Origin of the sequence: Streptomyces sp. B93, assembly GCF_018070565.1 — a bacterium.
Classification (GTDB): Bacteria; Actinomycetota; Actinomycetes; order Streptomycetales; family Streptomycetaceae; genus Streptomyces.
In genome coordinates, this window is sequence record NZ_JAGPXL010000011.1 from 39,238 (window position 1) to 63,385 (window position 24,148).

A 24,148-nucleotide genomic window follows, 5' to 3' on the forward strand; every position below is an offset into this window, starting at 1 on the left:
GCGGGAAAGCCCGGGGCGGCTCGGGAGGAAAGCCCCTGGGCTTCAGGAGGGGCGGGGACCGCGCACGGCCGCGAGCACGGCCCACACGGTCTTCCCCGGGGCACCCGGACGCTCGGCCACGCCCCACGTCTCGGCGACTGCCTCCACCAGGGCCAGCCCGCGTCCGCTCTCCGCCAGCGGGCGGGGTTCCGGTGCGTGGACCGGCCGCCGCTCCCCGCGCACGTCGCTCACCGCGACAAGGACGCGCCCCGCGCCGTCGTGGGCCAGCCGCAGCTCCGCGTCCCGGCCGGGCACCCGCCCATGGGTGACGGCGTTGGCGGCCAGCTCGGCGACGACCAGCTCCACGGCGTCGTGGACGGGGGTGCGGTAGGGCCAGCCCCAGGCGTCCGTCTGGAGCGACGCCAGCCGCCGGGCCAGCCGGGCGCCGCGCGGGGTGGGACTGAAGCGGAGGGTGAAGGACGCGGCGGCGGTGAAGGCGGGTGCGCCGGTGGAGGTGCTGGTGGTCATGGCGCGACGATCGCGCCCGCGCCCGCCCGCTGACCAGGTTCTCCGCCCCTACGGTCGGCATCTGTCGGGGTGGGGCGGGTGGCTGTCGGGGTCGGCGGGGTGAGTCCGGAGGCTGGGCCGTACGGGTGATGCGCGCCCTAAGATCCTTGCTGTGCAGGGGAATTCAGAGGAGCACCACTTCGCCCACGCCGCCCGACGTCATTACGAGGACGCGGACTACCTCCTGAAGGGGACGCGGCTGTCGAACGCCGACCACCACTACGGTTTCGCCGTGGAGTGCGCTCTCAAGAGCCTCTTGCTGCGCTTCACGGCCGTCACCATGGATCCCGTCAAGCCCGGCGGACAGCGCGCCAAGAAGCCCTACCTCCCGAATCCGAATCCGGCGACCAACAAGCCCGCACGCCAGTACGGCCACCTGCCGTGGGTGGCCACCGACGTGGCTCTCCTGACGCACGGCAGGTCGGCGTCCCCGCTGACCACCGCGCTCGGTGGCCTGTCCGCCTTCGCCTCCTGGTCGGAACAGCATCGGTACCTCGACGGCAGCGAAGTTGTCGAGGCGGACGTACGGCAACGTCGTACGGTGGCCCAGAACATCCTCGCCCTGCACGAGCAGGCACTGATCACCGGAAGGCTGCCGTGACCCTCGCCCCCCGCCCGCCCGGCGGACCCGTCCGCTTCGCCGATGCGCGACCGCGCGCCCTGGCCCTCGCCCACGAGCTGGCGGCCACGGGCGTCGACGTGCTGGCCGTCCGGGACGTGCTGGGCCGGTTCACGCTTCTCGTCGACGACCGTACGCACCCGGCCCCCGAGACACTGGCGCGCCTGAACGCCGACTACGGGCCCCGTCTCACCCAGGACCTCGGCCCCTACGCCGCCGAGCGCCCCCTGCTGCTGGCCTCCGAACTCTTCTCGGCCGACGCACTGCTGGACTCGGAGCGGGCGGTGACCGACCCGGAGCGCCCCGACGGGCGGGTGCGCGTCCTCGACAACACCGTGGTGGGCGAGGACTGGGCGCACGTGTCCACCCCGTCCTCGGAAGCGGACGGCACCCGCACCCACCGCACCGCGCTCTACGGCTTCAAGGGCGGCGTGGGCCGCAGCACCGCCACCGCCGTCCTGGCCCGCCACCTGGCCGACGCCGGACACCTGGTGCTCGTCGTCGACCTGGACCTGGAGTCACCGGGCGTCGGCCCGCTGGCCACCGTCGACGCGGAACTGCCGCCGCACGGCGTCATCGACCTGCTCGTGGAGTCGGCCGTGGGCAACGCCGAGGGCCTGGAGCACGTGATCCGCACCGGGTACACCCCGCCGACCGGCCGGGGCGAGCTGTGGGTGGCACCGGCCCGGGGACGGGGCACGCCCGGCGTCCCCTATGCCTACGTCGACAAGCTCAACCGCGCCTACGCGGACGTCCCGGGCGCCGACTTCGCCGACCGGCTCGAGCAGGCCGTGCGCGCCTGCGAGGACGCGGTGGCCCGGGACGGCGACAGCGGACGGCGGCCGGACATCGTCCTGCTGGACAGCCGGGCCGGTATCCATGACATCGCCGCGGTGACCATCTCCCGCCTGTGCGACCTGGCGCTCCTGTTCGGCACGGACAACGCGCAGACCTGGCAGGGCTACGGCGACCTCTTCGCGGCCTGGCTCACCTCCGGGCAGGCGAGCGCGGTCCGGGAGAAGCTGCGCATGGTGGCCTCGATGGTCCCCGACTCACCGCAGGGCACCTACCTCCAGTCGTTCCGCGAGCACGCCTGGGAATGCTTCGCGCTGCTCTACGACGACCTCCCCGCCGGAGCGGACGAGTTCGCCACCGACACCTTCTCCCCCTCCCTGGAGGACGACGCGGCGCCGCACCATCCCATCCCCATCCTGTTCGAGCCGGGCCTGGTGGGTCTGGACGCGGCGGCCACCCCGGGCTGGCAGGACCGCGCCTTCGTGCAGGCGGCGTACCGGGACTTCCTGCCCACCGCTACGCTCCTGATCACCGCCGACCCGCAGCAGAGCAGCGAAGGACCGCGATGAGCACCGCACTGAGCGTCGAGGAGTACCGCGACCTGCTGTCCGGCGCTCTCCCGGAGGCGACGGACGCGGACACCGCCGTGCCGAAGGTGGAGAGCCTCTTCACTCCGGACACCCACCGCGCTGCCCTGTACGTCGACAGCACGGTGGTCCGCGGCGGGCGCGGCGTTGGCAAGACCTTCTGGTACCGCTCGCTTCTAGACGAGACGCTGCGCGAGATCGCTGCCCAGGAGTACGGCATCGAGCGGCTGCGCCGGGTGAAGGTCTCTCAGGGCTTCGGAGCCGCGCTGAAGCAGAACTTCTACCCTGGTCCGGGCAACCTGCGGCAACTGGTGGAAGAAGGTGTTCGCCCCTACGACCTTTGGTACGCCGTCATGCTGAGCGCCTTCGGCCAGCCCGAGCTGCGTGAGCTGCCCGAATGGCGGGACAAGGCCCTGTGGGTGCGCAACAACCCGGGTGCGGCGGAGCGCACGGTCCAGCACGCCGACCAGGAGGCGCAGCGGCAGGGCGTCACGCACCTGATTCTCTTCGACGCCTTGGAGCACCTGCACCGGGTCCGGGCCCAGGCCGACCGGCTGGTGGGCGGCATTCTGGAGCTGGCGCTCGCCATGCGGCTGGGCACGCGCAGCATCCGCTTCAAGGTGTTCATCCGCCCGGACATGTACGACGGCGCCCTGCTCCACTTCCCCGACGCCTCCAAGCTGAGTTCCAACGCGGCGGCCCTGACCTGGTCGCGGGCCAACCTCTACGGCCTGCTGTTCCACACCATGGGCAACCACGACAGCGAGCTGGCGGCCCGCTTCCGGCAGCTCACCGGCGGCTGGCAGAGCGAGGCAGACGGCCGTCGTCACGTCCTGCCCGCACTGCTCAGCGGTGACGAGCAGTGCCAGTCGGAGCAGTTCACCCACATCGCCGGGCCCTACATGGGCTCCAACTTCCGCAAGGGCCACACCTTCACCTGGCTGCCGAACCACCTGATGGACGGCGTCGAGCAGGTCAGCCCGCGCAGCTTCCTCAGCGCGCTGGAGAAGGCGCTCGCGGAGACCCGCAGCCAGTACGCCGGCCACGAGCACGCCCTGCACCACGAGGGCATCCGCCGTGGGGTGCAGAAGGCGTCCGAGACGCGGGTCGACGAGATCAGCGAGGACATGCCGTGGGTGGAGTCGGCCATCAAGCCGCTGGCGGGGCACCAGGTACCGATGGAGCAGGCGAAGGTCGAGGCGCTCTGGGAGGAGTTCAACCTGGTCGATGCCCTGAGGAAGCTGGCTGAGCGGTACGTGCCCCACAGCGCCGACGACGACACCAAGGTGCGGACCGGGCCCCGCTACCCGGAGGACCCCAAGCTGCTCATCGAGGAGCTGATCACGCTGGGCGTGATGCGCCGCCGCCGCGACGGCCGCATAGACCTGCCGGACGTCTACCGCATCGCCTTCAACGTGGGCCGCAAGGGAGGGGTCCCCCGGGTCGCCAACTAGACCCGGGCCGTCACGCACCGTGAGGTGACCGTGCCGTACCGCTTGGAAGGCACCGGGTGATGCGTTACGGTGGGAAGCGAACCCCCTGCTCGTCGCGGCGAGCAGGCGCGAGGCCCGCCAAGGACTACGGCGGGCCTCTGCTTTTGTCCTCTACGGTCGGTCGTCGTCCGTGCTCAGACCCATTCCTTGGGGCGCCGGACCTCCTTGCCGTTGCCGAGCGGAACGGGGTCGGGCAGTTGCGAGGCGCGCGCGGCGCCCACCCGGATCGGTTTCATGAAGGACGGCTGGACCTGCCGCAGCCAGCGGCTCGGCCGGTCGAACGGGTTGAGGATGCCGATGGCCACCCCGAACTCCTCCTTCACCATCCGCAGCGGCTCGCACAGGTCGCTGTCGTTGCTGACCAGCACCGCCAGGTCGCAGTCCCCGCGGAAGGCGTCCCGCAGTAGGTGCGCGGCGATGTGGACATCCGTCCCCTTCTCCTCCGTCTTCACCACCTCGACGGTGTTCGGCCCGCCCGGCGGCGGCTGCGCGAGCCGCATCCGCGTGGTGCTCTGGAGGAACCGCCCGTAGTGGACGGACACCTCGGGCAGTGTGCCCAGCGCCCGCAGGTAGGCGTCCTGCCGTTGTGGCCCTCCTGGGTCCTCGGGTCGTGGCTTGATTCTCGCCGTGAAGTACCGCACCCGGTTGATGTGCTGCCCCGCCGGGACGAGCTTGGCGCACAGCGAGACCGGGTCCAGCCACTTGAGGTCGGGGTTCTTCTTCAGCAGGCCGTAGTAGAGGTTGAAGCCGTCGATGTAGATGTTCGTAGTCATGTGACTACGTTACGGGGCAACCGAGTTGGCGGGCAGTCAGCTCGGGGGGATTGACAGCGCGGACAGTGCGTCTCGCTGCCGACGGGCCGGAAGAGGACCGGCTGCACGTGGTCGCCCGCGCATTCCCGGGTGCCGGTGAGGCGGGGGGAGAGGTGGGGGCCGGCGGGCCCTGCGGTGGGTGGCGGGGGCGGCGTGGGGTGCGTGTCCCGGGGGAGTGGTGGCACGTCCTGGAGGAGGTGGCGCAGGAGTCCGCCGGGGCGGCGCACGGGCGTTCCGTCGTCGGGCAGGCCACGCAGGATGTGCGTACGGATGCTGCTCGGCGGATGCCCGGCGGCCAGCCAGCGGGCGGTGAGGTGCGTCAGCTCGGCGTGCATGGCGCGGGGGATGTGGCGCAGGTCGGGGGAGAGGGCGGGGAAGGCGTCGACCAGGGCGCGGGCGGCGGCGGTCTCCTGCGGAGGCACGGAAGGTTCGGGGGACCCGGGGGGCCTGGGGGGTTGGTTGGGGGTGTCTTCTTCAGGGTCTTCGGGTGGATAGCCGTCGGTGGGCGGGGTGGTCGGCTCACCGACGGCCGGGAGACGGGGACCCGGTGCGACCTGCGGTGACGGGGACGGGGCTGGCGCCGGCGTGACGCGTTCGGTGGTGGTCGTCCCGGCCGGGCCTACGGGCATTCGGGCGAGGAGCTTGGCGGCCTCGGCCTGGTTCAACGGGACGCTGGAGACGAGCTGTTGGGTGACCCAGTGGCCACCGGGCCCTTGGAGCCGCCGCTCGTGTACGAACCCCTCATCCTTGAGCTGTCGCTTGGCCCGGGTGAAGGCGCAGGCGCCGATACGGGCGCGTTCAGCCGTACGGGAGAGGGATTCGCGGGCGCCGGGCGGGAGGGAGAGCTGCCAGGTCAGCAGCCGCACGGCGTCCGAGGAGAGCCGGGGATGCCGGATGAGGTCGTGGGAGAACTGGGTGAACGCGCGAGGGGGCGCGATAAGGTGCCGGTACATCACGGTGGAAATGGCCTTCCACTGGTGGTTCAGGCCCTCGCTGACGGTTGCAGCCGTCGCGGGGGCCGTTTCTTTGGGTTGCTGTTGGAGTGACGGTAGCGCACGGAGCGTGCTTCCGTGGACGCGTTGAGTGAAGAGGGGTCCTGGTGGGCGGGTTCACTCACAGGTGGCAACTTGACCTCCCGTGACCAGGGTTGATGTGCATACGGCTTACGCTCCAGTGACGGACGGTGGCTGGATGGCGACAGGGGGCGAGGCGGCATGGACACGGGATCGGACGCGGGCGCGGGCGGGGCGGAACCGGACTCCAGCGGACAGTTCCTGCGCTGCTTCGGTCGCCAGGTGAAGCTGCTGCGGGAGGTGGCCGGGCTCACCCAGACGCAGTTGGGGGAGCGGGTCGGGTACGGGGAGGCGCAGATCGCGGCGGTGGAGCAGGGGCGGCGGATTCCCAAGCCGGAGCTGATCGACGCGGTGGACCGGGCGGTGGGGGCGCGGGGGGTGTTGGTGGCGATGAAGGGGGAGGTGGCTCGGGCTCGGTATCCGTCGTTCTTTCGGCGGTACGCGGAGATGGAGGCCGAGGCTGTAGAGCTGCACGCCTACGACAACCACGTGGTCAAAGGGCTGTTGCAGACGGAGGAGTACGCGCGGGCGGTCTTCACCATGTGGCGGCCGTTGCTGGACGCGGAAGTAATCGAGCAGCGTGTGGCGGCACGTATGGAGCGGCGGAAACTCTTCTCCCGACGACCCGCTCCACTGCTGAGTTTCGTCATCGAGGAACAGGTGCTCCGTCGGCCTGTGGGCGGGCGTGAGGTGTTACAAGGCCAGCTTGAGCACTTGCTGTTGTGCGGGCACGAGCGCTACGTCGAGATGCAGGTCATGCCGATGCACCGCGATGAACACGCGGGCCTGGGCGGCGCCTTCACGTTGATCCATCTTGAAGACCAGCGCAGGATTGGGTACATGGAGGTGCAGGAGGCGAGCATCCTGTACACCGCACCCAAGAAGGTCAGCCCTCTGGAAGCGACGTACGGCGTTCTCCGAGCGCAAGCACTCACTCCCCGGGAGTCGCTGACCTTCATCGAGAAGCTGTTGGGAGAGCTATGAAGGCAAGCAGCCCTGCGCCCGCCGACGACCTGAGCTGGTACAAGAGCAGCTACAGCTCAGGGAGCGGCGGCGACTGCGTGGAGATAGCGGACGCGGGAGCAGCCGTACTGGTCCGGGACTCCAAGCAGCCGCACGCGGCCGTGATCAGCGTTCCCTCTGTGCCGTGGGTGGCGTTTGTGCGGATGGCCGCGCGCGGCTGATGTGACGACCGAGGGGCAGCCGCACGCACGGCCGCCCCTCACTCACGTCAGGTGCTCTTCTTCCGCCCGCGAGCCGCCTTCTCCGGACGCCAGTTGATCAGGTCGGACTCGGAGAGACCACGTTCCGTGCGGCCGGTGTCGAGGGCGGCCTGGAACTCCTCGGAGGGGTTGCCCTCCCACTCCTCGTCGTAGCCGCCGTACCACTGATGAACCCAGGGCAGCACTTCACGCAGCCCGGCCAGGAGCGGTACGAACCGGGGGTCGTCCTTGGCCCAGCCGCCGGTCTCGACGCGGCTGCGGAGGAGTCCCACGAGGGCGTCGGCCTGGTCGCGGTGGTTCCAACCGGCCCAGCCGAGGAGGAGGGAGGTGTCGGACTCAAGGGACGCGCCGGGGTAGGAGATGAACCGCTCCTTCGGCACGTCGAGCTTGCCGCGGTGGGACCAGTAGGAGTGCTTGAGGAAGTCGGCGCTGGTGTACTTCGGCGGCACCTTGATGTCGAGCCGCTTGCCGGTACGGTCCTCTTCGCGCTGCTGCTCCCAGACCTGCTCCCACTGGGCACGCTTGCGCAGGCCGGGCTCCTTGTAGCGGAGGGCGGCAAGGTAGGGGACGTGCTCGGGCTCGATGACGGCGGCGAGCACGGTGGCGAGGGAGGCGTCGCGCTTGCCGAGGTGGTCGGCGGCGTAGAGCGCGGCGACGGCCTGAACGTCCTCGTCGTGGCGGAGGGCGTCGGCGAGCTGGTTGACGGTGAGCGGCCGGGGCACGGTGAACCCGTCCCGCTCCTCGAACCACAGCTCCTCTCTTTCGGCGGCATCGAGCAGCCAACTCCGCAGCGCGGCGGCCTCCCGCTTCTCCCAGGGCTCGATGGACCAGCGCCGCTTGTACTCGGGCCGCTCGATGAGACGGATGTCCTTGTTGGCCTCGATGAGGTCAATCCGCGCCTGGACGACCTTGCGGTAGTCCTCGGGCCAGTGAGCGGGAATCTCGGTGACGGGGGTCGACCCGTGCCGCTCAAACCAGGCGGTCTCGGCCCCGCTGGCAGCGAGCACGATTTCGAAGGCCCTCTGTCCAAGGGCAACCTCGGGCACCTCATCGGTGGTCGTCCGAGCGACCTCTTCGGGCGTGAGCAGGCCGTAGGCACCGTAGACGGTCCAGTCCAGCTCCTCTTGCAGGGCGATCATCCGGGCACGGATCTGTTGCTGCGCTTGCCGAGCCGCGTCGAGGGCTGCACGAGTGGGGACACCAGTGCGGGTGCGGGCGGACGGCTCGTGCTCGGCCGACTGCTGCGCGAGCGCGTCGAGTTCCTTGGCCAGGGGAAGGGGGAGCTTCCCAGGAAGGGGAAACTCCTGGAGCTTGGTGCCGGTGAACTCGTAACGCTCCTCCCACTCTTCGTCTTGAAGGCCCCGTCCGAGTCCGCTTCCGCCCTTGCCCTGGCTCACCTGCTTCAACCAGAAACAGGCAGATGAGGAATTAAGCACCCCCAACAACTCCAGATGCCGCTCCTCACTCGCCCCGGGCGGCAACTTAATGACAGGGGCGTGAGCGTCGAAGACCTTACCGCCGCGATCGACCGCAAAGTGTACGTGAGTGGCAACGTTGGCGAACGTGATTGAGAGTGGTGTTACGTACGCCGACTTGGTGTGTTGCATGTATTCCCACCAAGCGCGCCCTGCTGCAGCCATGTCTCCTTGAAATGTGCGCCGGGCGGCGAGTAGTGTCCGAAGCGGCCAAAGTTCGTGCTGCAAATCATCTCGTACCTGCCCGTTGCCGATATATGGGTACCAAGTGAAACCGAGGTTATGCATTCCCCAGTCTCGGACGTTTTCGCCGCGCACAATGGGTCGAAGAGCGGACGCATCTGTGCTCTCCAGCACCTTCACAGGGCGTTGTCTGCTGAAGGCGTCATCGGCGCCAGCGCGAATAGCGCGCCCGATAGGTGGATCAATCCTGCCTCTGAGTTCCCCCTCGCTCTTTAGCCGCTGAATCAGTTCTGCTGCTCCTCCGCCACTCAAAGACCACGGATGCTTTGCCAGACGTGACCTTTCCACGTCGTCAACGCTAACCCACTGAGAAATCTTACCTGGCTGTCCAATTAGCTGCTCGATCGCAGACCAAACCTTACCGTTGGCCGGTTCCTTTGGCTGTTCTGGCTCCCCTTGAATACCCATTGCTACTCGCACCTGCGACATAGCCAGTTGATTTCTATTTCGGCCCACCAGGATGACTGTGGGTGTCCCGTGCCCTGGGATGTGCGCCCCGGAGGTATCAATGACGTGAGTGAGGTCAACCTTAGCGAAGAACTTTTCGATCAGCAGTCGCCCGAACTGTCGCTTCATGAAAGAATTGGCCGTGATTTGCCCTGTGAAGCCACCGTCTCGTCGACTTCCTCCCGACCTAACTGCCAGTTCAAAGATTCGCTGCGCAAAAGGAATAGAAAGTGCGTAAGTTCCCGAGCAAGCGTCGTAGGCTCGGCGATAGGTCGCATTTTCGCTCGCATCCTTCACCGTGATGTACGGCGGGTTCCCCACCACCACGTGATACGACCCCCTCCCGAGCAGATCCACCCCCCGCGCGTACTCCTCCACATCCTCCGTCCTGTAATAGAACGGCTCGTTCTCCGCGAACAGGGTGTCCAGCGCCTCCGTCACCGTCTCCGCACCGCGCCCGTGCAGCAGCGAGTCGGCGACCGCCACCCGGATCGGCAACCCGGGCGCCGCCGTCAGGTCCCGCACACCGCCCGCCTTCAACGCGGCGACCAGCAGTCGGAACCGGGCGATGGCGACGGCGAACGGGTTCTTGTCCGAGCCGTGGACGGATTCCAACGCACGCCGGACGAGGACCCACTGCTCCGTGCCGGGCTCGGCCTCGCGCCACTTGGTGAGCAGCCGTTCGAAGATGCCCAGCAGGAAGTGCCCGGAGCCGCAGGCGGGGTCGATGCACCGCAGCCCCCGCACGACCTCCTCGCCACCCGGACCGTCGGCCCACACCTCCCCGTCCCACCCTGCGGGCCGGTGCTTCCACGCGGGGGTGAGGCCGAACTCTTCCACCGCCGGTTCGAGGGTCAGGTCGAGGATGAACTCCTCCACGAACACCGGCGTCTGGAGCAGCGCGTACGTCTTGCGGGCATGCTCCGAGAGGTCCTGGTAGAGGTCGCCGAGGAAACGGGTGTTCAGGTCGGGGTCGGTGAAGTCGTGGACGGTCTCGCCGTCGGCGCCCCGCTCGCGCCAGAACGCCAGCAGCGCGGACGCGGCCTCGTACGAGGGCGTCACCTCGTACAGCGGGTTGTGCTCACGGTCGAAGAGCCCGGCGGCCGTCGGATGGGAAGCGCCGAGCGCGTCGAAGGCGGCGAGGAGCCAGTCGCGGTCGTTCTTCTCGGGGTGGGCCCGGAAGTACGCGTCGTGGCGGTCCACGGCCTCCGCCAGCCGCTCACCGGGGCCGGAGAGCCAGGCGTCGGGGATGAGCCCGTTGTCCTCGCTGAAGCGGACGAACACGCAGGCCAGCACCCACGCGGCGGCGATCTGGACGACCCGCTCGTCCCGCCAGGTCTCGTACATGGCCGCCGTACGCTCGGCGCGGACCGCGCGGTCGTACTCGGCGTGCAGCGCGGAACGGAACTCCGGCTCGCTGTCGGTGCGGGCGCGCAGGTCGTCCTCCAGCAGGCGGGCCCGCGTCTGGAGATCCTTCAGCAGCCGTACCGGGTCGAGCGAGGCCCCCGCCCCCGGCGTCCCCTCAGCAGTCACTTACGGATCACTCCTTCACCCCTCGCACACAGGCTGCCAATAGCCCGTGCCCATCCTCTCAGTCGCGGGGGCGGCCCATGACGATGGTGGCCGTGCTGAGCGCGGCGGCGCCGAGGACGGCCAGCAGGACGCGCAGGGGGAGGGAGGAGTCCGGGCCCAGGATGGCCGGGGTGGCGACCAGGCACGCGCCGAGTGCGCTGATGGCGACCCGGGAGAACAGGCGTACGCGGGAGTGCTTGACGACGACCGGGAGCCCCACGTCGGCGACGGGTGTGGTACCTGGCTCATCGGGGCCGAGGCGGACCGTGACGTGGGTGAGGGAGTCGAAGGAGGACGCGTCGGGCTGGAGCCAGAACTCGGTGGAGTCGTAGCGGGAGGCGACGTCGTGGGAGGCGTCGGAGGAGACGCGGAGGAAGCGGCCGTCGGTGTCGCAGGTGAGGCTGATCTTGGGCGTCTCCGCGTAGTGCTCGGTGTGGAAGCTGACCGGCAGGCGGGCGGGCTGCATGTCGCCGAGGACGAGACGGCCCTCCGGGTCGAAGGTGAACGTGGTGGCGCTCTTGAGGTGGACCGGAGGGTCCACACGCATGAAGTAGGCGCTGGCGAACGTGGGGTGGAGAGCGAGGCGGCGGGCGACCCCGATCCATAACTGCGCCTCGTCGCTGCCGGTGCCTATGGGGAACGGCGGAAACCGCAGGAGGGCGGGGTAGTACGTCCCGTTGTTGCCCTCCATGATCTTGTCGATGGTCCGGCGGCTCGACGCCCTGATCTCGTCCCGGTTGAGGGAGTACTCGTCCAGGTCGACGTGTTCGGTGACGCGCAGCCGGAACCGGAAGATGTCGGCCGCGCACTCGGCGGACACGACCTTGGCGAGCCGGACCGGGAGCAGGAAGGCGTCGGTCGGGGAGTCCTCGTCGGCGATGAAGCCTATGAGGGTCTGTACGCCGAGGACGCTGCCGTTGGCGACCTTCTGCTGGAGCGGAGGGGCCACGTACCGGGCCTCGTAGCGGAACCGGATGATCGCACCCCGGGGGAGCGCCAGCGCGGTGAGGATGTCCTCCGAGTAGCGGCGGCGCCGGTTCGAGGACAGTAAAAGGACTTCTGGACGCTCCACCTGGGTGCTCAACGGACCCTCCCCCTGTGACCCCGAGCCCGCCTGCGCGGTCTCAGACCGAGTCGTACAGCGTCTGGATGCCCCACTTCTCCCGCATGGACTCCTCCAGCCGCGTGTAGCGCGACCAGACACGGTCCTTCGGGAGGTCGTCGACGGACAGGCGCGTCGTCGGCTCGTAGTGGATGCCGTCGCGGCTCAGCTCGTCGAACCGGCGGCAGATCACCTTCTCCTCGTACCCGTCGGCCTGGTCGACCGTGAGGTCGACGACTTGGCGGGACGGGTCGCTCGCGGCGCCGATCTCGATCCAGCAGTGGTGGTCCACGGAGGAGATGCCCGGGTCGTCGAAGCGCAGGCGGCCGTAGCAGTACGTCGCTTCGATCTGCTGCTGCCGCAGCCTGCGTGCCAGCCAGACGGAACTGACGCCGCACTGGCCTTTGGACGACAAGGGCTCGCGCGCGTAACTGGGGTGGGTGGTCCGCACGGACCACGCGGCCTCCAGCCGGGAGCGGTAGCGCCACAGGTCGGCGAGGGCGAGCGACGGGCGTGCCCCGGAGGGCGTGGGCTTCTGGGCCGTCGGCTCTGCGAGGTGTTCGAGGGTTTTCACTTTGCGGATTTCTCTTCTTGTCGTGCTGTCCGTGCCGAGTGCCACCAGGAGGTTGCGGTAGTTTCCCGCTCGGCGTTCCGCGCGTTTGTCCGATGCTGACTGGCGGCGGGTTCGGTAATTTCCGAGAGTGTCGTAGAAGTACGCTACCGGTGCTGTGGCGAAAGGCGTGAAATTGGAGGCGTGTAATGCTGACCCGGTGAATCCGAGGAGTGGATTGAATGCCGTTACGATGTATTTGCAGCCGATGTCTCGTACATACCTCACGGCCTGTCCGATCGTGAAACTCATCAGGTTTCGAGCTGTATCGGACAATCCTAGGGCGCGAGTCAGGACGAGCAAGTTGGAGCGCTCCGCCGGAACGTCGTGCCGCCGCAGGGCTTCTATGATGCCGGGCCTGTCGCAGGCGGAGAAGCCCAGGTAGGTGATGGGATGCGAGGCGCCCTGGAGGTAGCAGCCGACTTCTACCAAGGTGTCGGCCCGTGGGCTGAGCAGGTAATGCAGCTTTGACTGGTACAGATGTCCGATGTCGGCCGGTACCTGGTCGAAACTCACCCGGACGGAGGAGCCGTCAGGGCGCCGGACAGTGAAGTCGCGCCGCGCTTCCCCGCCGCCGATCAGCAGTGACGTATTCGCCATGAGGTCGGCGTCGTGGGTGTAGGCGGCTATACGGCTGCAACGCACGATGAGCTGTCGTCGCAGAGCGTCGTAAAGTGTTTCGAGTGAGTGGCCGGGATGGCCCGCGCTGAGTACCGAGGGAGCGTAAAGGCGTAACTGGATGTCGAAATCACGAGGGCTGATCTCGCACAAGTCGGCGTCTGCGGCCACGAGTTCCCGGCACGCGGCCGAGAACTCCTCGATGAGGGGGTCCCGTAACCGGGCCACCAAGTGTGGCCAGGTCTCCGGCGGTGGTGCGGACAGCGGCGCGTGAGGCTTTGACAGCGGCACGGCGGGCATGCGGCGCCGCGTGCTCGGTGCCCCCCGTAGCGCGTGACCGGACTGGGCAGAACTGACGACGGTGCCTGCCATCAGTCACCCCCGCTACAGATAGCCGACAGGACTGAACATGGTAGGGGGACGGCAGCGGGGCTGTCAGCCGCATCGCGATCAACTCCCTTGCGCGTCAGGCAGGTTGATGATCGGCGTCCGCTACGACCCGGCCGAGGCGTCAGACCTGCCGCACCGTGGACCGCAGCTCCCGCACGAACAGTCCGTCCAGCACCTCCCACTCCGTGGCCCGGTCCACCACCTCCACCGTCCGGCCGTCCAGCGTTGGCGTGGCCCGCGGGTCCTCCGCGGGCAGCAGCAGCCAGAGGCCGTGCGGTGTGTCGGCGGGACGCCGGGCGGCCTGCTGGAGGGCTGCCACCAGCTCCCGGCCGCCCGCCTCCCAGTAGCGCGCGATCAGCCCGGCCTCGTGGGCCAGCAGGACCGTCCGCGGCCCGGAATGCTCCGCGAGGTCAAGGAGTCGCTGACGCACCCGCTCCGCCGCGAGCCGGGTGTACGACGCGAGCGCCGCCCCGAGCGTGCCGGTGGCCGCGTACTTGGCGTCCGCCTTCAGCAGGGCCTGCCAGCGCACCGACTGCTCCTCGGCCAGCTCCCGCAGGGCGTCCAGGAACAGCCCGTTCAGCGAGGTGTCCGTCGCCTCGAACCGGTCCGCCAGAGCCGCGGCGACGCCCGGCAGCTCCGCGCCCTTCAACGTCAGCGCGAGGAACCCGCCGCGGCGGCGGGCGTCGGTGAGCCGTGCCGCCAGCACCTCCCGTGGGTCCCGGCCCTCGGCGATGCTGCCCTGAGCGGCGGCGTACAGGGAGCCGGTGCTCGTCAGGACGGAGGACGACAGTGCGGGACGACTGCCCGCCCCCTCCCGCGACTGCGGTACGAACCGGCGCCGGTTGGCGTCGTAGAGGAGCGGGAACCCCGCCTCGCCCAGGGCCTCGCCCAGTTCCACGTACGTCGTCTCGTCCAGCACCTCCAGACCGGGGAACCGGGCCCGTACCCGCGCCAGCAGGTCCCCGGTGCTGATCCCGGTCTCGGGCCGCACGCCCGCCGGGGCCTGGGAGATGCGCAGGGCCCGCGGCAGGCTGAGGGAGAGCGGGAACAGCTCCAGGCGGGGCGAGACCGCGACACCGGCCGTCATCGACGCGGCGAGTTCCACCAGCCGGGTGTCGGCCAGCGGGGACATCCCGTCAGGGGCGGGCTCAGCGCGCAGCTCCCGCAGCACCGTGGTCCGTCCGGGCAGCGGATCGCGCCCCGCCAGGTCAGCGGCGCGCACGCCCAGCGCCGCGGCGTAGTCGGCGAGCTCGGCAGGGGTCGGATCGTCGGCGCCCGGCTGGTCCTCCAGAGCGATCACGACCCGCCCGGCCCGGCGCTGGACGGCCAGCCGCGGGGGCGGCTCGGCGTCGGGACCGGGCTGCTCGTCCTCCCGTCTGCGGATCTCCGTCTCGACAGCGGCCCGCACCACAGCCAGCGCCCGCGCCTGCGCCCCCTCCGCGTCACCGGCGCCCGCGCCGTGCCGGGCCCGCAGCTCCGACGCCAGCTCTTCGGCCGTGGACACCCGGTCCCGGTCGGCCAGGATCGCCACCAGCTCGTCGCGAATCCTGCGCAGCCACGGCAGCGCTGACCACTGCTCGACCGCCACGTGGAGGTTCTGCGACACGGTCGGCTGGCTGATGCGCAGCGACTGCGCTATCGAACTCTGCGCGGGCCACGGCTCCAGCGTCTCCCCGGCCTCCAGCGCACCGGGGAGTTGCAGTGCCGCCCGGACCACGTCGGGGCGGGGGCGTGTGCGCCGCTTACCCTCCGGCGGTGTCAGCCGCGCGGCCAGCGTGTCGACGGACTCCAGCGCCTCCTCGGGGGCGTCGAGGGCCACCGCCGCGGGCTTCCCGGCCGCCGCCCGCCGCCGGAGCGCCTGCGTCCACTGACGGTGGCGGCGGTTCAGCTCCTTGCGGATCGCGTTGCCCGCGCCGCGTGCCCGGGAGATGTGGTGCGGCGGGATGTTCAGCAGCTGCTCGACCGTGTGCGCCTTTAGGCTCTCGGCGACCGAGACAGCCCGGGGCGACAGCCCCGCGGCGGCGAGCGGAGTGCTGAGCGAGGCGGCCTCGGCGGCCTGCTCGCGCGCGTCCTCCACGTCCTCCACACTCATGCCGACCGTTGCCGGGGTCGTCGCCGGGCGGGCCGCGTCCGCCGCGCGGAACACCTCCCGCCACGCTTCCTGCAACTGCCGCAGACTGTCGTAGCGCTGCTCCGCGTCCCGGTGCAGCGCACGCTCGAAGAACCTCTTCAGACCGTCACTGAGCGCGGCGGGGAACAACTCGGCGGACACGTGCAGCGCAGCGTCGGGGGCCATCCGCGGATCTCCCTGGCCGTCTCCCCAGACGGGCCGCTCGCCCGCGGCCATCTCATGGAGGGTGACCGCGGCGGCGTACCACTCGGCGTGATCGTCATAGCGGGAGCGCCCCGTGCTGCCCAGGAACGGGTCCAGGTAGCCGCGCGTCCCCGCGTGCAGGTCCTGGTCGGGGGCGTCGGCCAGCGAGAAGTCGAACAGCATCAGCTGCCACGAACCGTCGCTGCGCTTGAACAGGCCGAGATTGTCGGGCTTGATGTCCCGGTGCCGCACCCCGCGGGCCGCGAGCGCGTCCAGCGCGTCGAACAGGTCGTTGCCGAACCGCTCCAGCTGGTCGTATCCCAGCGGGCCCTGGTCACGCAGGCGCGACCCGAGGCTCACCGGCTCACGGTCGTCGGGCCCCCGGTAGCCGCCCGCGTACTCCAGCTCCAGGATCGTGTGGCCCGCCACTTCGCGCGGTTCGGCGAGCAGCTTCACGACGCGTCCGCCGCCCACCTCCCGTAGCGCCTTCGCCTCCGCGAGGAGCCGGGCGTCCTTCTCCCGGTCCAGCGCCACCTTGAACACGCGCAGTGAGTCGTCCGCGCCGTCGTCGCCGGTGCGGCGGACCAGCAGCGCGCGGGCGGTCGCACCGGTACCCAGCACGCGGGCCACCGTCCAGGCCCCGTCCAGCGGCTGCCCCGGCTGCACCGTGAGAGGGTCCGTGGCGGGTCCGCCCGACACGTCCGGAGCCGCTACGTCCGCTTCGGCGGCGGCCAGCAGCTCCAGGAACTCGTCGACGGAGGCGAGGCGGTCCTGCACATCCGCCGCCGTCGCCCGGAAGACAAGTGTGTCGAGGGCGGCCGAGACGGAGTCGCTGACGGCGTAGGGGTGCAGTCCCGCGTCGCTCTGCAGTCGCTCCAACAGCGCGCTGCGGCGGTCGGCGGGTGGGCGACCCGTGAGGAGGAGATAGGTGACGGCACCGAGACCGAAGACGTCCAGGTCGACGGGATCGGCGAACTCCAGATCCGTCTCCGGCGCGAGATACACCTGCGCCGTGTCCGCGATCAGACCGCCGTCGAGAGGCGTGTCCCCCAGTGAGTGGTGCACGGTCGTCTCGAAGTCGCGGGCCGCGGTCTGCCAGTCGGCGATCCGCAGTATGGGCTCGCTGCCGTCCTCACGCGCCGAGACGTAGACCGAGCGGGCTGAAAGGGCCCGGTGGTACAGGGAGCGGTGGTGGGCGTAGCGGACCGCCTCGGCGAGCTGCCGGACCAGGTCCAGACGGATCACAGGGGAGAGCTGACCACCGTACGCGTCGAGGTACGCGTCCAGGCGCAGGTCGGACTCCCGGTGCCGGAAGAGGATCGCGGGCCCGCCCTGGTGCTCGCGGATCTGCACCGCCTGCACAATGCCGCGGTGATTGATGCCCTGGAGCACCTGGTACTCACGGCGGGCCGCGCGGTCCACCTTCGCACGCTGCTCCGCGGACGCCTTCTGCCCCGCCAGGTAGATACGGACCCGGCCGCTCTCCTGGACCAGCCCGTCGTCCCTGACGGCCAGCCGGTCCTCCCACTCGGGGCCCGCGTCCAGCGCCCGCGGCTGGAGCTTCCAGTCGTCACCGAAGCGCAGATGGGCGGTTGAGTGGCTGATGCCGATCTTCTGCATCAGCGTTTCGAGTCGCTGACCGATCACCGGGGTGATGCGCCAGGCCTCCCGCTCCGGTGGCCGACCCAGCAGGTCGTCCCACACCTTCGGCAGTCCGCTCGCGCCGTCGTTCCGGCCGTACACCGACGTCCGCTGGAACTCGTCCAGGCCGCTGACCAGCCCTGAGTCGTGCAGGAACACGGCGGGCTTGATGAAGGGGACCTGCCTGGGGTTCATCTCGAGCCTGCGAGCGGCCCGCTCGAGCTGGTTCTTCAGCTCCTTGGCTTTCAGGTCCGTCAGATGAAGAGGATTGCGCAGCGTACGGACCCGGTCGTCACCGTGGAACTGCCAGGTGTCGCCGTGGTTCACGACCCGGCCGGGATGGCCCTTCAGCTCCAGCAGGTAGACACCGCCGGGGACCGCGATCAACACGTCGCACTCGTTGACACGTCCCGACGCACCGGTGAACTGGAACGTCGCCCACGCCCGGTAGGGCTCGGTCCGCGGCATCAGGCCGCGCAGGTGGTCCAGCCCTTCTTGCTCCCAGCGGAAACCTGACCGTCGCGGCTGGAACCAGCGCTCGCGGGGAGTGGGGGCAGCCGGTTTCGGAGCAGCGGGCACCGAGTACCTCCGGAGACGGCGGCGGACCGGGGCGGTACACGCTGCGGCGTGCTGTCCCTCCCCTGATGACAGGCCCAGAATCCTAGTCGTCCCCTATGACAGACGGGGTGCCATGTTCGGGGGAGCACAGGGAGCCGGCACAGGGGTGGGGCAAGGGTGAGCTTGCCCCTATTAATAGGGGCAAGCCTTCCTGGGGCGCGACCGCTGTCTCCGTTGCTGCCGCGCGGCTCAGAGTTCCGTCGGCTCCAGCGCCCCCAGTTGGTCCATCAGGCCAAGGCGGTCGTACTGCCACCAGCCCTCGACGATCTTTCCGTGCTCGCCGAAGCGGAAGATGGTCGTCCCGGTCATGGCCGCCTGCTTGCCGGTGGGGGCGATGCCCATGAAGTCGCCCTTGTGGGTGCCCCGCCAGGTGAAGCGGTTGCAGACGCGGTCGCCGTCGGCGATCTGGTCGTGGAGTTCGAAGGTGAAGTCGAAGGCGTCGCGCCACATCTCCATCTCGCGGCGGATGTGGTCCATGCCGATGTTGTCCTCGACGTTGGCCGGGTCGTGGTCGTGGTAGTTCTCGGCCATCACCTCGTCCATCGGCGGCAGTTCGGCCGTGTCCGCCGCCAGCAGGTCGAAGAAGCGGCGCGCGGTCGCCTTGTAGAGCTGCTCGTCCCGCACCACGTCGAGGTCCGTGAAGGTCGGGGGCTCGTCGCAGAGGGCCACCATCTCCTGGAAGATGCGGTCCGTCTCGGGCAGCCGGGAGTTCTCCATCGCCTCCTCGTACGACGGGAACTCCACGATCTCGACGAAGTGGGACCCGTCGGACCGGTCCTTGCCGATCATGTCGTGCGTCGCGGTCCGCTTCCCCTTGGTCTGCTCGACCCACCTGTCCATCAGCCGGTCCATCTCGTCGAACCGGCTCGTCCTACAGTCGATGAGCTGTACGAAGGTCATGGCGCCACCTCCCGGCCCGGGGTCCGGTTTGCCTTGATTCGTCACAGCCATTTTCCCACCGGGGGAGGCATCCGCTACCGCGGCCCGTACTTCCGGCCCGTCTTCGAGGTGATCCCGCCCAGCAGCCCGCGCGGCACCACCTTCACGACCCCGGCCAGCGTCTTGTACCGGGCGTCGGGGATGGACACCGTCTTGCCGCGGGCCAGGTCGGCGAGGGCCGCCGCGACCAGCTTGTCGGCGTCCAGCCACATCCAGCCGGGGATGTTGTCCGTGCCCATCCCGGCCCGCTCGTGGAACTCGGTGCGCACGAACCCCGGGCACAGCGCCATCAGCCGCACCCCGCTGTCCCCCAGGTCCCGCGCCACGCCCTGCGTGAACTGCACGACCCACGCCTTGGACGCCCCGTAGGTGCCGCGCGGCACGAACGCCGCCATCGACGCCACGTTGACGACCCCGCCGCGCCCGCGCTCCCGCATCCCCTCGACGGCCGCCGACGTCAGCCGCAGCACCGCCTCGCAGTGCACCTTGAGCATCGTCAGCTCGTCGGCCATCGACACGTCGAGGAAGCGGCCCTTGTTGCCGAAACCGGCGTTGTTGATCAGCAGGTCGACCGGGTTCCTGCGGTCGCCCAGCCGGTCCGCCACCGTCTCGATGCCCTTGTCCGTCGACAGGTCGGCCGTGACCACCTCGGCCTCGATGCCGTGCCGGTCGTGCAGCTCGGTCGCCTGCTCCCGCAGCCGTTTGGTGTCCCGGGCCACCAGCACCAGGTTGTGCCCGTCAGCCGCCAGTCGCCGCGCGAACGCGGCGCCGATCCCCGCGGTCGATCCCGTAATCAGAGCCGTTGTCATGGCCCAAGGGTAGTTACCCGGACCGCCCTCGTCCGCTGCCCGGCGGGCCGCCGAGGGCCGCTTCCGGACAACGGCGAGCGGGCCGGGCGTACTTGACGGGCAGTCACCCGGCGCGTTCAGCCGCCGTGCTTCTCGACGTACCTGCGCGCCGCCGCCAGTTCCTCCGGGTGCAACGCCTCGCCCGCGGCGAGCAGCCGCGGCAGCAGCTCCCGCTCGGTGGTGGCGGCGCGGAACGACAGGGCGACGGTCACGTCGTGGTACGGCCGGTGCACGATCTCCACCGGGTCGCCCGCCTGGACCTCACCCGGCGTGATCACCCGCAGGTACGCGCCCGGCGCCGCCCTCCGCGTGAACCGCCGCACCCAGCCCTTCTCACCCATGTGGCCCTGGAAGGTCCGGCAGGGTATCCGGCCGCTGGTGACCTCCAGCACCACCTCGGGCCCGACGCGCCACCGCTCGCCGATCAGCGCGCCGGAGACGTCGAGGCCGCGGGTGGTGAGGTTCTCGCCGAAGGCGCCGTTGGCCAGCGACCGGCCCAGCTCGCGCTCCCAGTCGTCGAGGTCCTCGCGGGCGACCGCGTACACCGCCTGGTCGTCGCCGCCGTGGTGCCGGGTGTGGCAGATGGCGTCCCCGGCGAGGCCGCTTCCTCCGACGCCCTTGGGGCCGGGCGCCGCCACCCTGATCGGCCCGTCCGCCGGGCGTTTGTCGATGCCGGTCAGGCCGTCCGGCTGGTCCGTGTAGGGCACGGCGGTGGCCCGGCCGAGGTTCACCGAGAGAAGCTTCATGTCGGCACGGTAGGCGACCGGTGCCAAAGTGTCGACGCAATATTCGTCACCGTACCCAAGGCTGGCTTATGCTCCTGGTGTGATCGAGGCCCGTCATCTCCGAGTGCTGCGCGCGGTGGCCACCACCGGCTCCTTCTCGGCGGCCGGCCGGGAACTGGGCTGCACCCAGCCCGCCGTCAGCCAGCAGATGAAGGCGCTGGAGGCGTCCGTGGGCACCCCGCTGCTGGTGCGCAGCGGCCGGGAGATGCGGCTGACCCAGGCGGGCGAGGCGCTGGTGCGGCACGCGGCGGGGATCATCGCCGGGCTGACCGCCGCCGAGGAGGAGGTCGCCGCGATCGCCGGGCTGCGCGCCGGGCGGGTCCGGCTGGTCTCCTTCCCCAGCGGCAGTTCCACGCTCGTACCGACGGCGCTCGCGGCCCTGCGCGCCGAGCACCCGGGCACCCGGGTCTCGCTGGAGGAGGCCGAGCCGCCGAACTCCGTGGAGCTGCTGCGCGAGGGTGACTGCGACCTCGCGCTCGCCTTCCGCTACGAGGCCGCGGCGGGCGCCGAGGAGTGGGACGACCTGGTGGTACGGCCGCTGCTGACCGACCGGCTGGTGGCGCTGGTCCCCGAGCGGCACCGGCTGGCGCGCGCGGAGTCCGTCGCCATCGGCGAACTCGCCGAGGAGCCGTGGATCGCCGGGTGCCCGCGCTGCCGCGGTCAGTTGGTGGAGGTCTGCGAGGGAGCGGGCTTCACCCCGCGCATCGACTTCGCGACCGACGACTACCCGGCGGTGGTCGGTCTGGTGGGCGCCGGTCTGGGCGTCGCCGTCCTGCCCCAGCTGGCCATCGAGTCGGTACGGCCGCGGGGGGCCCGCGCGGTGACGCTGGAGCCGGCGGTGCGGCGGGAGATCGTCGCGCTCACGCTGCCCGACCTGGCGCAGGTGCCCGCGGTGGCGGCGACGCTTGACCAGTTGACCCGCGCGGCGGCGCGCTAGCGAAGGACGCAGGCGCAGGGCGAAGAAGAAAAGAGGAGAGGGCACGTGCGCGTGCCCTCTCCTCCCGGTCGTTCCCGGTGGTTCCTGGTTGTTCTCGGCATGTCGAATGTCGGTGTCGATGTCGGTGTCGATGGGTGCGGAAACGTTCCTTCAGTTGTTCGAGGCCCCGGCCTGTCCACCGGTCGCCGACGCCGACACCAGCCGGTGCCGGGCCCGCCCCATCAACTCCTCGCGCTCGTCCTCGGTCAACCCGCCCCACACGCCGTACGGTTCACGGACCGCCAGCGCGTGCGCCGCGCACTGCGCGCGGACCGGGCACCTCATGCAGACCTCTTTGGCCGAGTTCTCTCGAGCGCTCCGTGCCGCCCCGCGCTCGCCCTCCGGATGAAAGAAGAGCGAGCTGTCCACCCCGCGACAGGCGGCGAGCAGCTGCCAGTCCCACAGGTCCGCGTTCGGTCCGGGAAGGCGGGAGAAATCTGCCATTGCGTGACCCCTTGTAGCCGTTCTGGGCGGATACGGTGCCCACGACCGTACAACTACGATCTAAGGAGATGAAAATATGACTCATTGCGAATCTAGCCTCAGACACCAGCTGATGGGAAGAAATACGGCTAAATGGGGCATGGTTGTGATGAAAGCTTGAGGGTCTACCGCGCGTGTCTGCGCCGTGTCCGTCCCCTCACGTAGAGTGCCGAAGACGGCACACAGCCCCGTAACTCTTTCGAGTGACCGTCGTTGAGAGAGCGGAGGCGGTTGAAAACACAAGCGCTCGGGCAGGCGTCCGAGACGGTCGACCGCACAGGTGACGATTCGTACCAGCCTGGAGGCTCAAGGTGACGCGCATCAGCTGCGGAGGACGGCCATGACATCCGTCCTCGTCTGCGACGACTCCCCGCTTGCCCGAGAGGCGCTGCGCCGCGCGGTCGCGACCGTGCCCGGCGTAGAGCGCGTGACGACCGCGGCCAACGGCGAGGAAGTCCTCCGCCGCTGGGGCGCCGACCGCTCGGACCTGATTCTGATGGACGTACGCATGCCCGGTCTGGGCGGCGTCGAGACCGTGCGGCGGCTGCTGTCCGCCGACCCCGGTGCGCGCATCATCATGCTCACCGTCGCCGAGGACCTGGACGGCGTGGCCCTCGCGGTCGCCGCCGGTGCCCGCGGCTATCTGCACAAGGACGCCTCCCGCGCGGAACTGCGGGCCACGGTGACCCAGGCGCTCGCCGACCCCACCTGGCGGCTCGCGCCCCGGCGGCTGCGGTCCGCCGAAATGGGCGCCGCCCCGACGCTCACCGCGCGTGAGATCCAGGTCCTGGAGGGCATGAGCCACGGCCGGTCCAACGCGGAGATCGGCCGGGAGCTGTTCCTCTCCGAGGACACGGTCAAGACGCACGCCCGGCGACTGTTCAAGAAGCTCGGGGCGTCCGACCGGGCCCATGCCGTGGCGCTCGGTTTCCGGTGGGGGCTCGTTCGCTGAGTGCTCCGGTGCGACGAGTGGCCGGTCGCCACTCGTCCGCCGTCGTCCGGGAGGGGTCTCGTGCGGACCGTTCCGGGCTGGTGGCGCCCTGCGGCGGAGCCGCGTTCCGATGCTGCCCCGCGCCCCTGAGGGGCGCGGCGGGGACCGCCCCTCGGAGGCCCGCTGCTCGTTTCGCCGCGGATGCCGCATCCTTGAGGTGTGGAGTTCCTCGGGGACGATTCGGTCGAGCGGAAGGGGAGGGCGCAGGAGATGAGTTCCGGCGCACCTGCTCATAACGCTTCGGTGCACAACGACGAAGGCGGTGCCGCGGACCGGTCGGCCGCAAGGCACCATGGACCGATGCGCGACGACGAGGCTGCCCAGGCGCCAGGGGCGATCGGTGGGCTCGTGCATCGTGCGGTCGACGGGGACGAGCAGGCCACCCACGACCTGCTGGCCCACGTCCACCCCCTCGCGCTGCGCTACTGCCGGACGCGGCTCTCCCGGCTCCCGGGCGACGCCCGGCACTTCGTCGAGGACCTCGCCCAGGAGGTCTGTGTCGCCGTCCTGCTCGCGCTGCCGCGCTACCGGGACACCGGGCGCCCCTTCGAGGCGTTCGTCTTCGCCATCGCCTCCCACAAGGTCGCCGACCTCCAGCGGGCCGCGATGCGCCACCCCGGCTCCACGGCCGTGCCGTCCGACGAGATGCCGGAGCGCCCCGACGACTCCCTCGGGCCCGAGGAGCGCGCCCTGCTCAGCAGCGACGCCGAGTGGGCCAAGAAACTGCTGGCCAACCTCCCGGAGAACCAGCGCGAGCTGCTGCTGCTGCGGATCGCGGTGGGCCTCACGGCGGAGGAAACCGGCCAGATGTTGGGAATGTCACCGGGCGCCGTGCGCGTTGCACAGCACCGGGCGCTGAGCCGGCTGCGGGCGCTGGCCGAGCAGTGATGCCCCTTCGGTGAACAGGCGGTGAGCCGTTTCCGTACGAACATACGAAGCCCAGAGGGC

General features: G+C 70.1%; 19 protein-coding genes. 8 read left to right on the plus strand and 11 right to left on the minus strand.

Annotation, left to right across the window (positions count from 1 at the left end):
• Positions 1 to 42 precede the first annotated feature (42 nt).
• On the minus strand, positions 43 to 507 hold the full coding sequence (locus tag KBY47_RS13485) for an ATP-binding protein (protein ID WP_210921308.1): 465 nt from the start codon (positions 505 to 507) through the stop codon (positions 43 to 45).
• Positions 508 to 658: 151 nt separating this feature from the next.
• Here KBY47_RS13485 and KBY47_RS13490 point away from each other — a divergent pair, with 151 nt between their 5' ends.
• Genes KBY47_RS13490 through KBY47_RS13500 form a run of 3 tightly spaced genes read left to right on the plus strand, consistent with a single transcriptional unit; the run spans position 659 to position 4,001 of the window.
• Complete coding sequence (locus tag KBY47_RS13490) at positions 659 to 1,147, plus strand: hypothetical protein (RefSeq protein ID WP_210921309.1); 489 nt, start codon at positions 659 to 661, stop codon at positions 1,145 to 1,147.
• A complete protein-coding gene (locus KBY47_RS13495; protein WP_210921310.1) occupies positions 1,144 to 2,529 on the plus strand; it encodes a KGGVGR-motif variant AAA ATPase in 1,386 nt (461 codons plus the stop codon). The genes KBY47_RS13490 and KBY47_RS13495 overlap by 4 nt, the downstream gene beginning before the upstream one ends.
• Positions 2,526 to 4,001 (plus strand): hypothetical protein, encoded by a 1,476-nt coding sequence (locus tag KBY47_RS13500; protein WP_210921311.1) that lies wholly within the window; start codon positions 2,526 to 2,528, stop codon positions 3,999 to 4,001. The genes KBY47_RS13495 and KBY47_RS13500 overlap by 4 nt, the downstream gene beginning before the upstream one ends.
• 173 nt (positions 4,002 to 4,174) lie before the next feature.
• Here the strand turns inward: KBY47_RS13500 and KBY47_RS13505 are convergent, their stop codons facing one another.
• Both KBY47_RS13505 and KBY47_RS37045 read right to left on the minus strand, forming a co-directional pair.
• Positions 4,175 to 4,813, minus strand: a complete 639-nt coding sequence (locus KBY47_RS13505) for an NYN domain-containing protein (protein WP_210921312.1) — start codon at positions 4,811 to 4,813, stop codon at positions 4,175 to 4,177.
• Positions 4,810 to 5,805, minus strand: coding sequence for a hypothetical protein (locus tag KBY47_RS37045; RefSeq protein ID WP_282108407.1), 996 nt, complete (start codon positions 5,803 to 5,805; stop codon positions 4,810 to 4,812). The genes KBY47_RS13505 and KBY47_RS37045 overlap by 4 nt, the downstream gene beginning before the upstream one ends.
• 261 nt (positions 5,806 to 6,066) lie before the next feature.
• Between KBY47_RS37045 and KBY47_RS13515 the strand changes: the two genes are divergently transcribed.
• Together KBY47_RS13515 and KBY47_RS13520 are read left to right on the plus strand one after the other, a co-directional pair.
• On the plus strand, positions 6,067 to 6,909 hold the full coding sequence (locus KBY47_RS13515; RefSeq protein WP_210921314.1) for a helix-turn-helix transcriptional regulator: 843 nt from the start codon (positions 6,067 to 6,069) through the stop codon (positions 6,907 to 6,909).
• Positions 6,906 to 7,109 carry a DUF397 domain-containing protein gene (locus tag KBY47_RS13520; RefSeq protein WP_210921315.1) on the plus strand — a complete coding sequence of 68 codons (204 nt, stop codon included), beginning with the start codon at positions 6,906 to 6,908 and terminating at the stop codon, positions 7,107 to 7,109. Before KBY47_RS13515 ends, KBY47_RS13520 begins: the two co-directional genes overlap by 4 nt.
• 47 nt (positions 7,110 to 7,156) lie before the next feature.
• Here the strand turns inward: KBY47_RS13520 and pglX are convergent, their stop codons facing one another.
• The 7 genes from pglX to KBY47_RS13555 all read right to left on the minus strand — a co-directional run bounded on the left by pglX (position 7,157) and on the right by KBY47_RS13555 (position 20,711).
• Positions 7,157 to 10,846: a BREX-2 system adenine-specific DNA-methyltransferase PglX gene (pglX, locus tag KBY47_RS13525; RefSeq protein ID WP_210921316.1), complete on the minus strand. Its 3,690-nt coding sequence runs from the start codon at positions 10,844 to 10,846 to the stop codon at positions 7,157 to 7,159.
• Between the two features lie 58 nt (positions 10,847 to 10,904).
• Complete coding sequence (locus KBY47_RS13530) at positions 10,905 to 11,969, minus strand: hypothetical protein (protein ID WP_210921317.1); 1,065 nt, start codon at positions 11,967 to 11,969, stop codon at positions 10,905 to 10,907.
• A gap of 40 nt (positions 11,970 to 12,009) precedes the next feature.
• Positions 12,010 to 13,587 carry a hypothetical protein gene (locus KBY47_RS13535; protein ID WP_210921318.1) on the minus strand — a complete coding sequence of 526 codons (1,578 nt, stop codon included), beginning with the start codon at positions 13,585 to 13,587 and terminating at the stop codon, positions 12,010 to 12,012.
• A gap of 139 nt (positions 13,588 to 13,726) precedes the next feature.
• Positions 13,727 to 18,139 (minus strand): BREX system serine/threonine kinase PglW, encoded by a 4,413-nt coding sequence (gene pglW, locus KBY47_RS13540; RefSeq protein ID WP_210921319.1) that lies wholly within the window; start codon positions 18,137 to 18,139, stop codon positions 13,727 to 13,729.
• A 228-nt stretch (positions 18,140 to 18,367) separates the two neighbouring features.
• The gene (locus tag KBY47_RS13545) at positions 18,368 to 19,078 is read right to left on the minus strand and encodes an ester cyclase (protein ID WP_210921320.1); all 711 of its coding nucleotides are present in this window, start codon (positions 19,076 to 19,078) and stop codon (positions 18,368 to 18,370) included.
• Between the two features lie 74 nt (positions 19,079 to 19,152).
• A complete protein-coding gene (locus tag KBY47_RS13550) occupies positions 19,153 to 19,926 on the minus strand; it encodes an SDR family oxidoreductase (RefSeq protein WP_210921321.1) in 774 nt (257 codons plus the stop codon).
• A 116-nt stretch (positions 19,927 to 20,042) separates the two neighbouring features.
• Positions 20,043 to 20,711: an MOSC domain-containing protein gene (locus tag KBY47_RS13555; protein WP_210921322.1), complete on the minus strand. Its 669-nt coding sequence runs from the start codon at positions 20,709 to 20,711 to the stop codon at positions 20,043 to 20,045.
• Between the two features lie 79 nt (positions 20,712 to 20,790).
• Here KBY47_RS13555 and KBY47_RS13560 point away from each other — a divergent pair, with 79 nt between their 5' ends.
• The gene (locus KBY47_RS13560; protein WP_210921323.1) at positions 20,791 to 21,687 is read left to right on the plus strand and encodes a LysR family transcriptional regulator; all 897 of its coding nucleotides are present in this window, start codon (positions 20,791 to 20,793) and stop codon (positions 21,685 to 21,687) included.
• Positions 21,688 to 21,837: 150 nt separating this feature from the next.
• Here KBY47_RS13560 and KBY47_RS13565 read toward each other — a convergent pair whose 3' ends face one another.
• Positions 21,838 to 22,170 (minus strand): WhiB family transcriptional regulator, encoded by a 333-nt coding sequence (locus KBY47_RS13565; protein ID WP_210921324.1) that lies wholly within the window; start codon positions 22,168 to 22,170, stop codon positions 21,838 to 21,840.
• Between the two features lie 379 nt (positions 22,171 to 22,549).
• Here KBY47_RS13565 and KBY47_RS13570 point away from each other — a divergent pair, with 379 nt between their 5' ends.
• Both KBY47_RS13570 and KBY47_RS13575 read left to right on the plus strand, forming a co-directional pair.
• A complete protein-coding gene (locus KBY47_RS13570) occupies positions 22,550 to 23,161 on the plus strand; it encodes a response regulator transcription factor (protein WP_003948568.1) in 612 nt (203 codons plus the stop codon).
• Positions 23,162 to 23,500: 339 nt separating this feature from the next.
• Positions 23,501 to 24,088, plus strand: a complete 588-nt coding sequence (locus tag KBY47_RS13575) for a sigma-70 family RNA polymerase sigma factor (protein WP_210921325.1) — start codon at positions 23,501 to 23,503, stop codon at positions 24,086 to 24,088.
• Positions 24,089 to 24,148 lie beyond the last annotated feature (60 nt).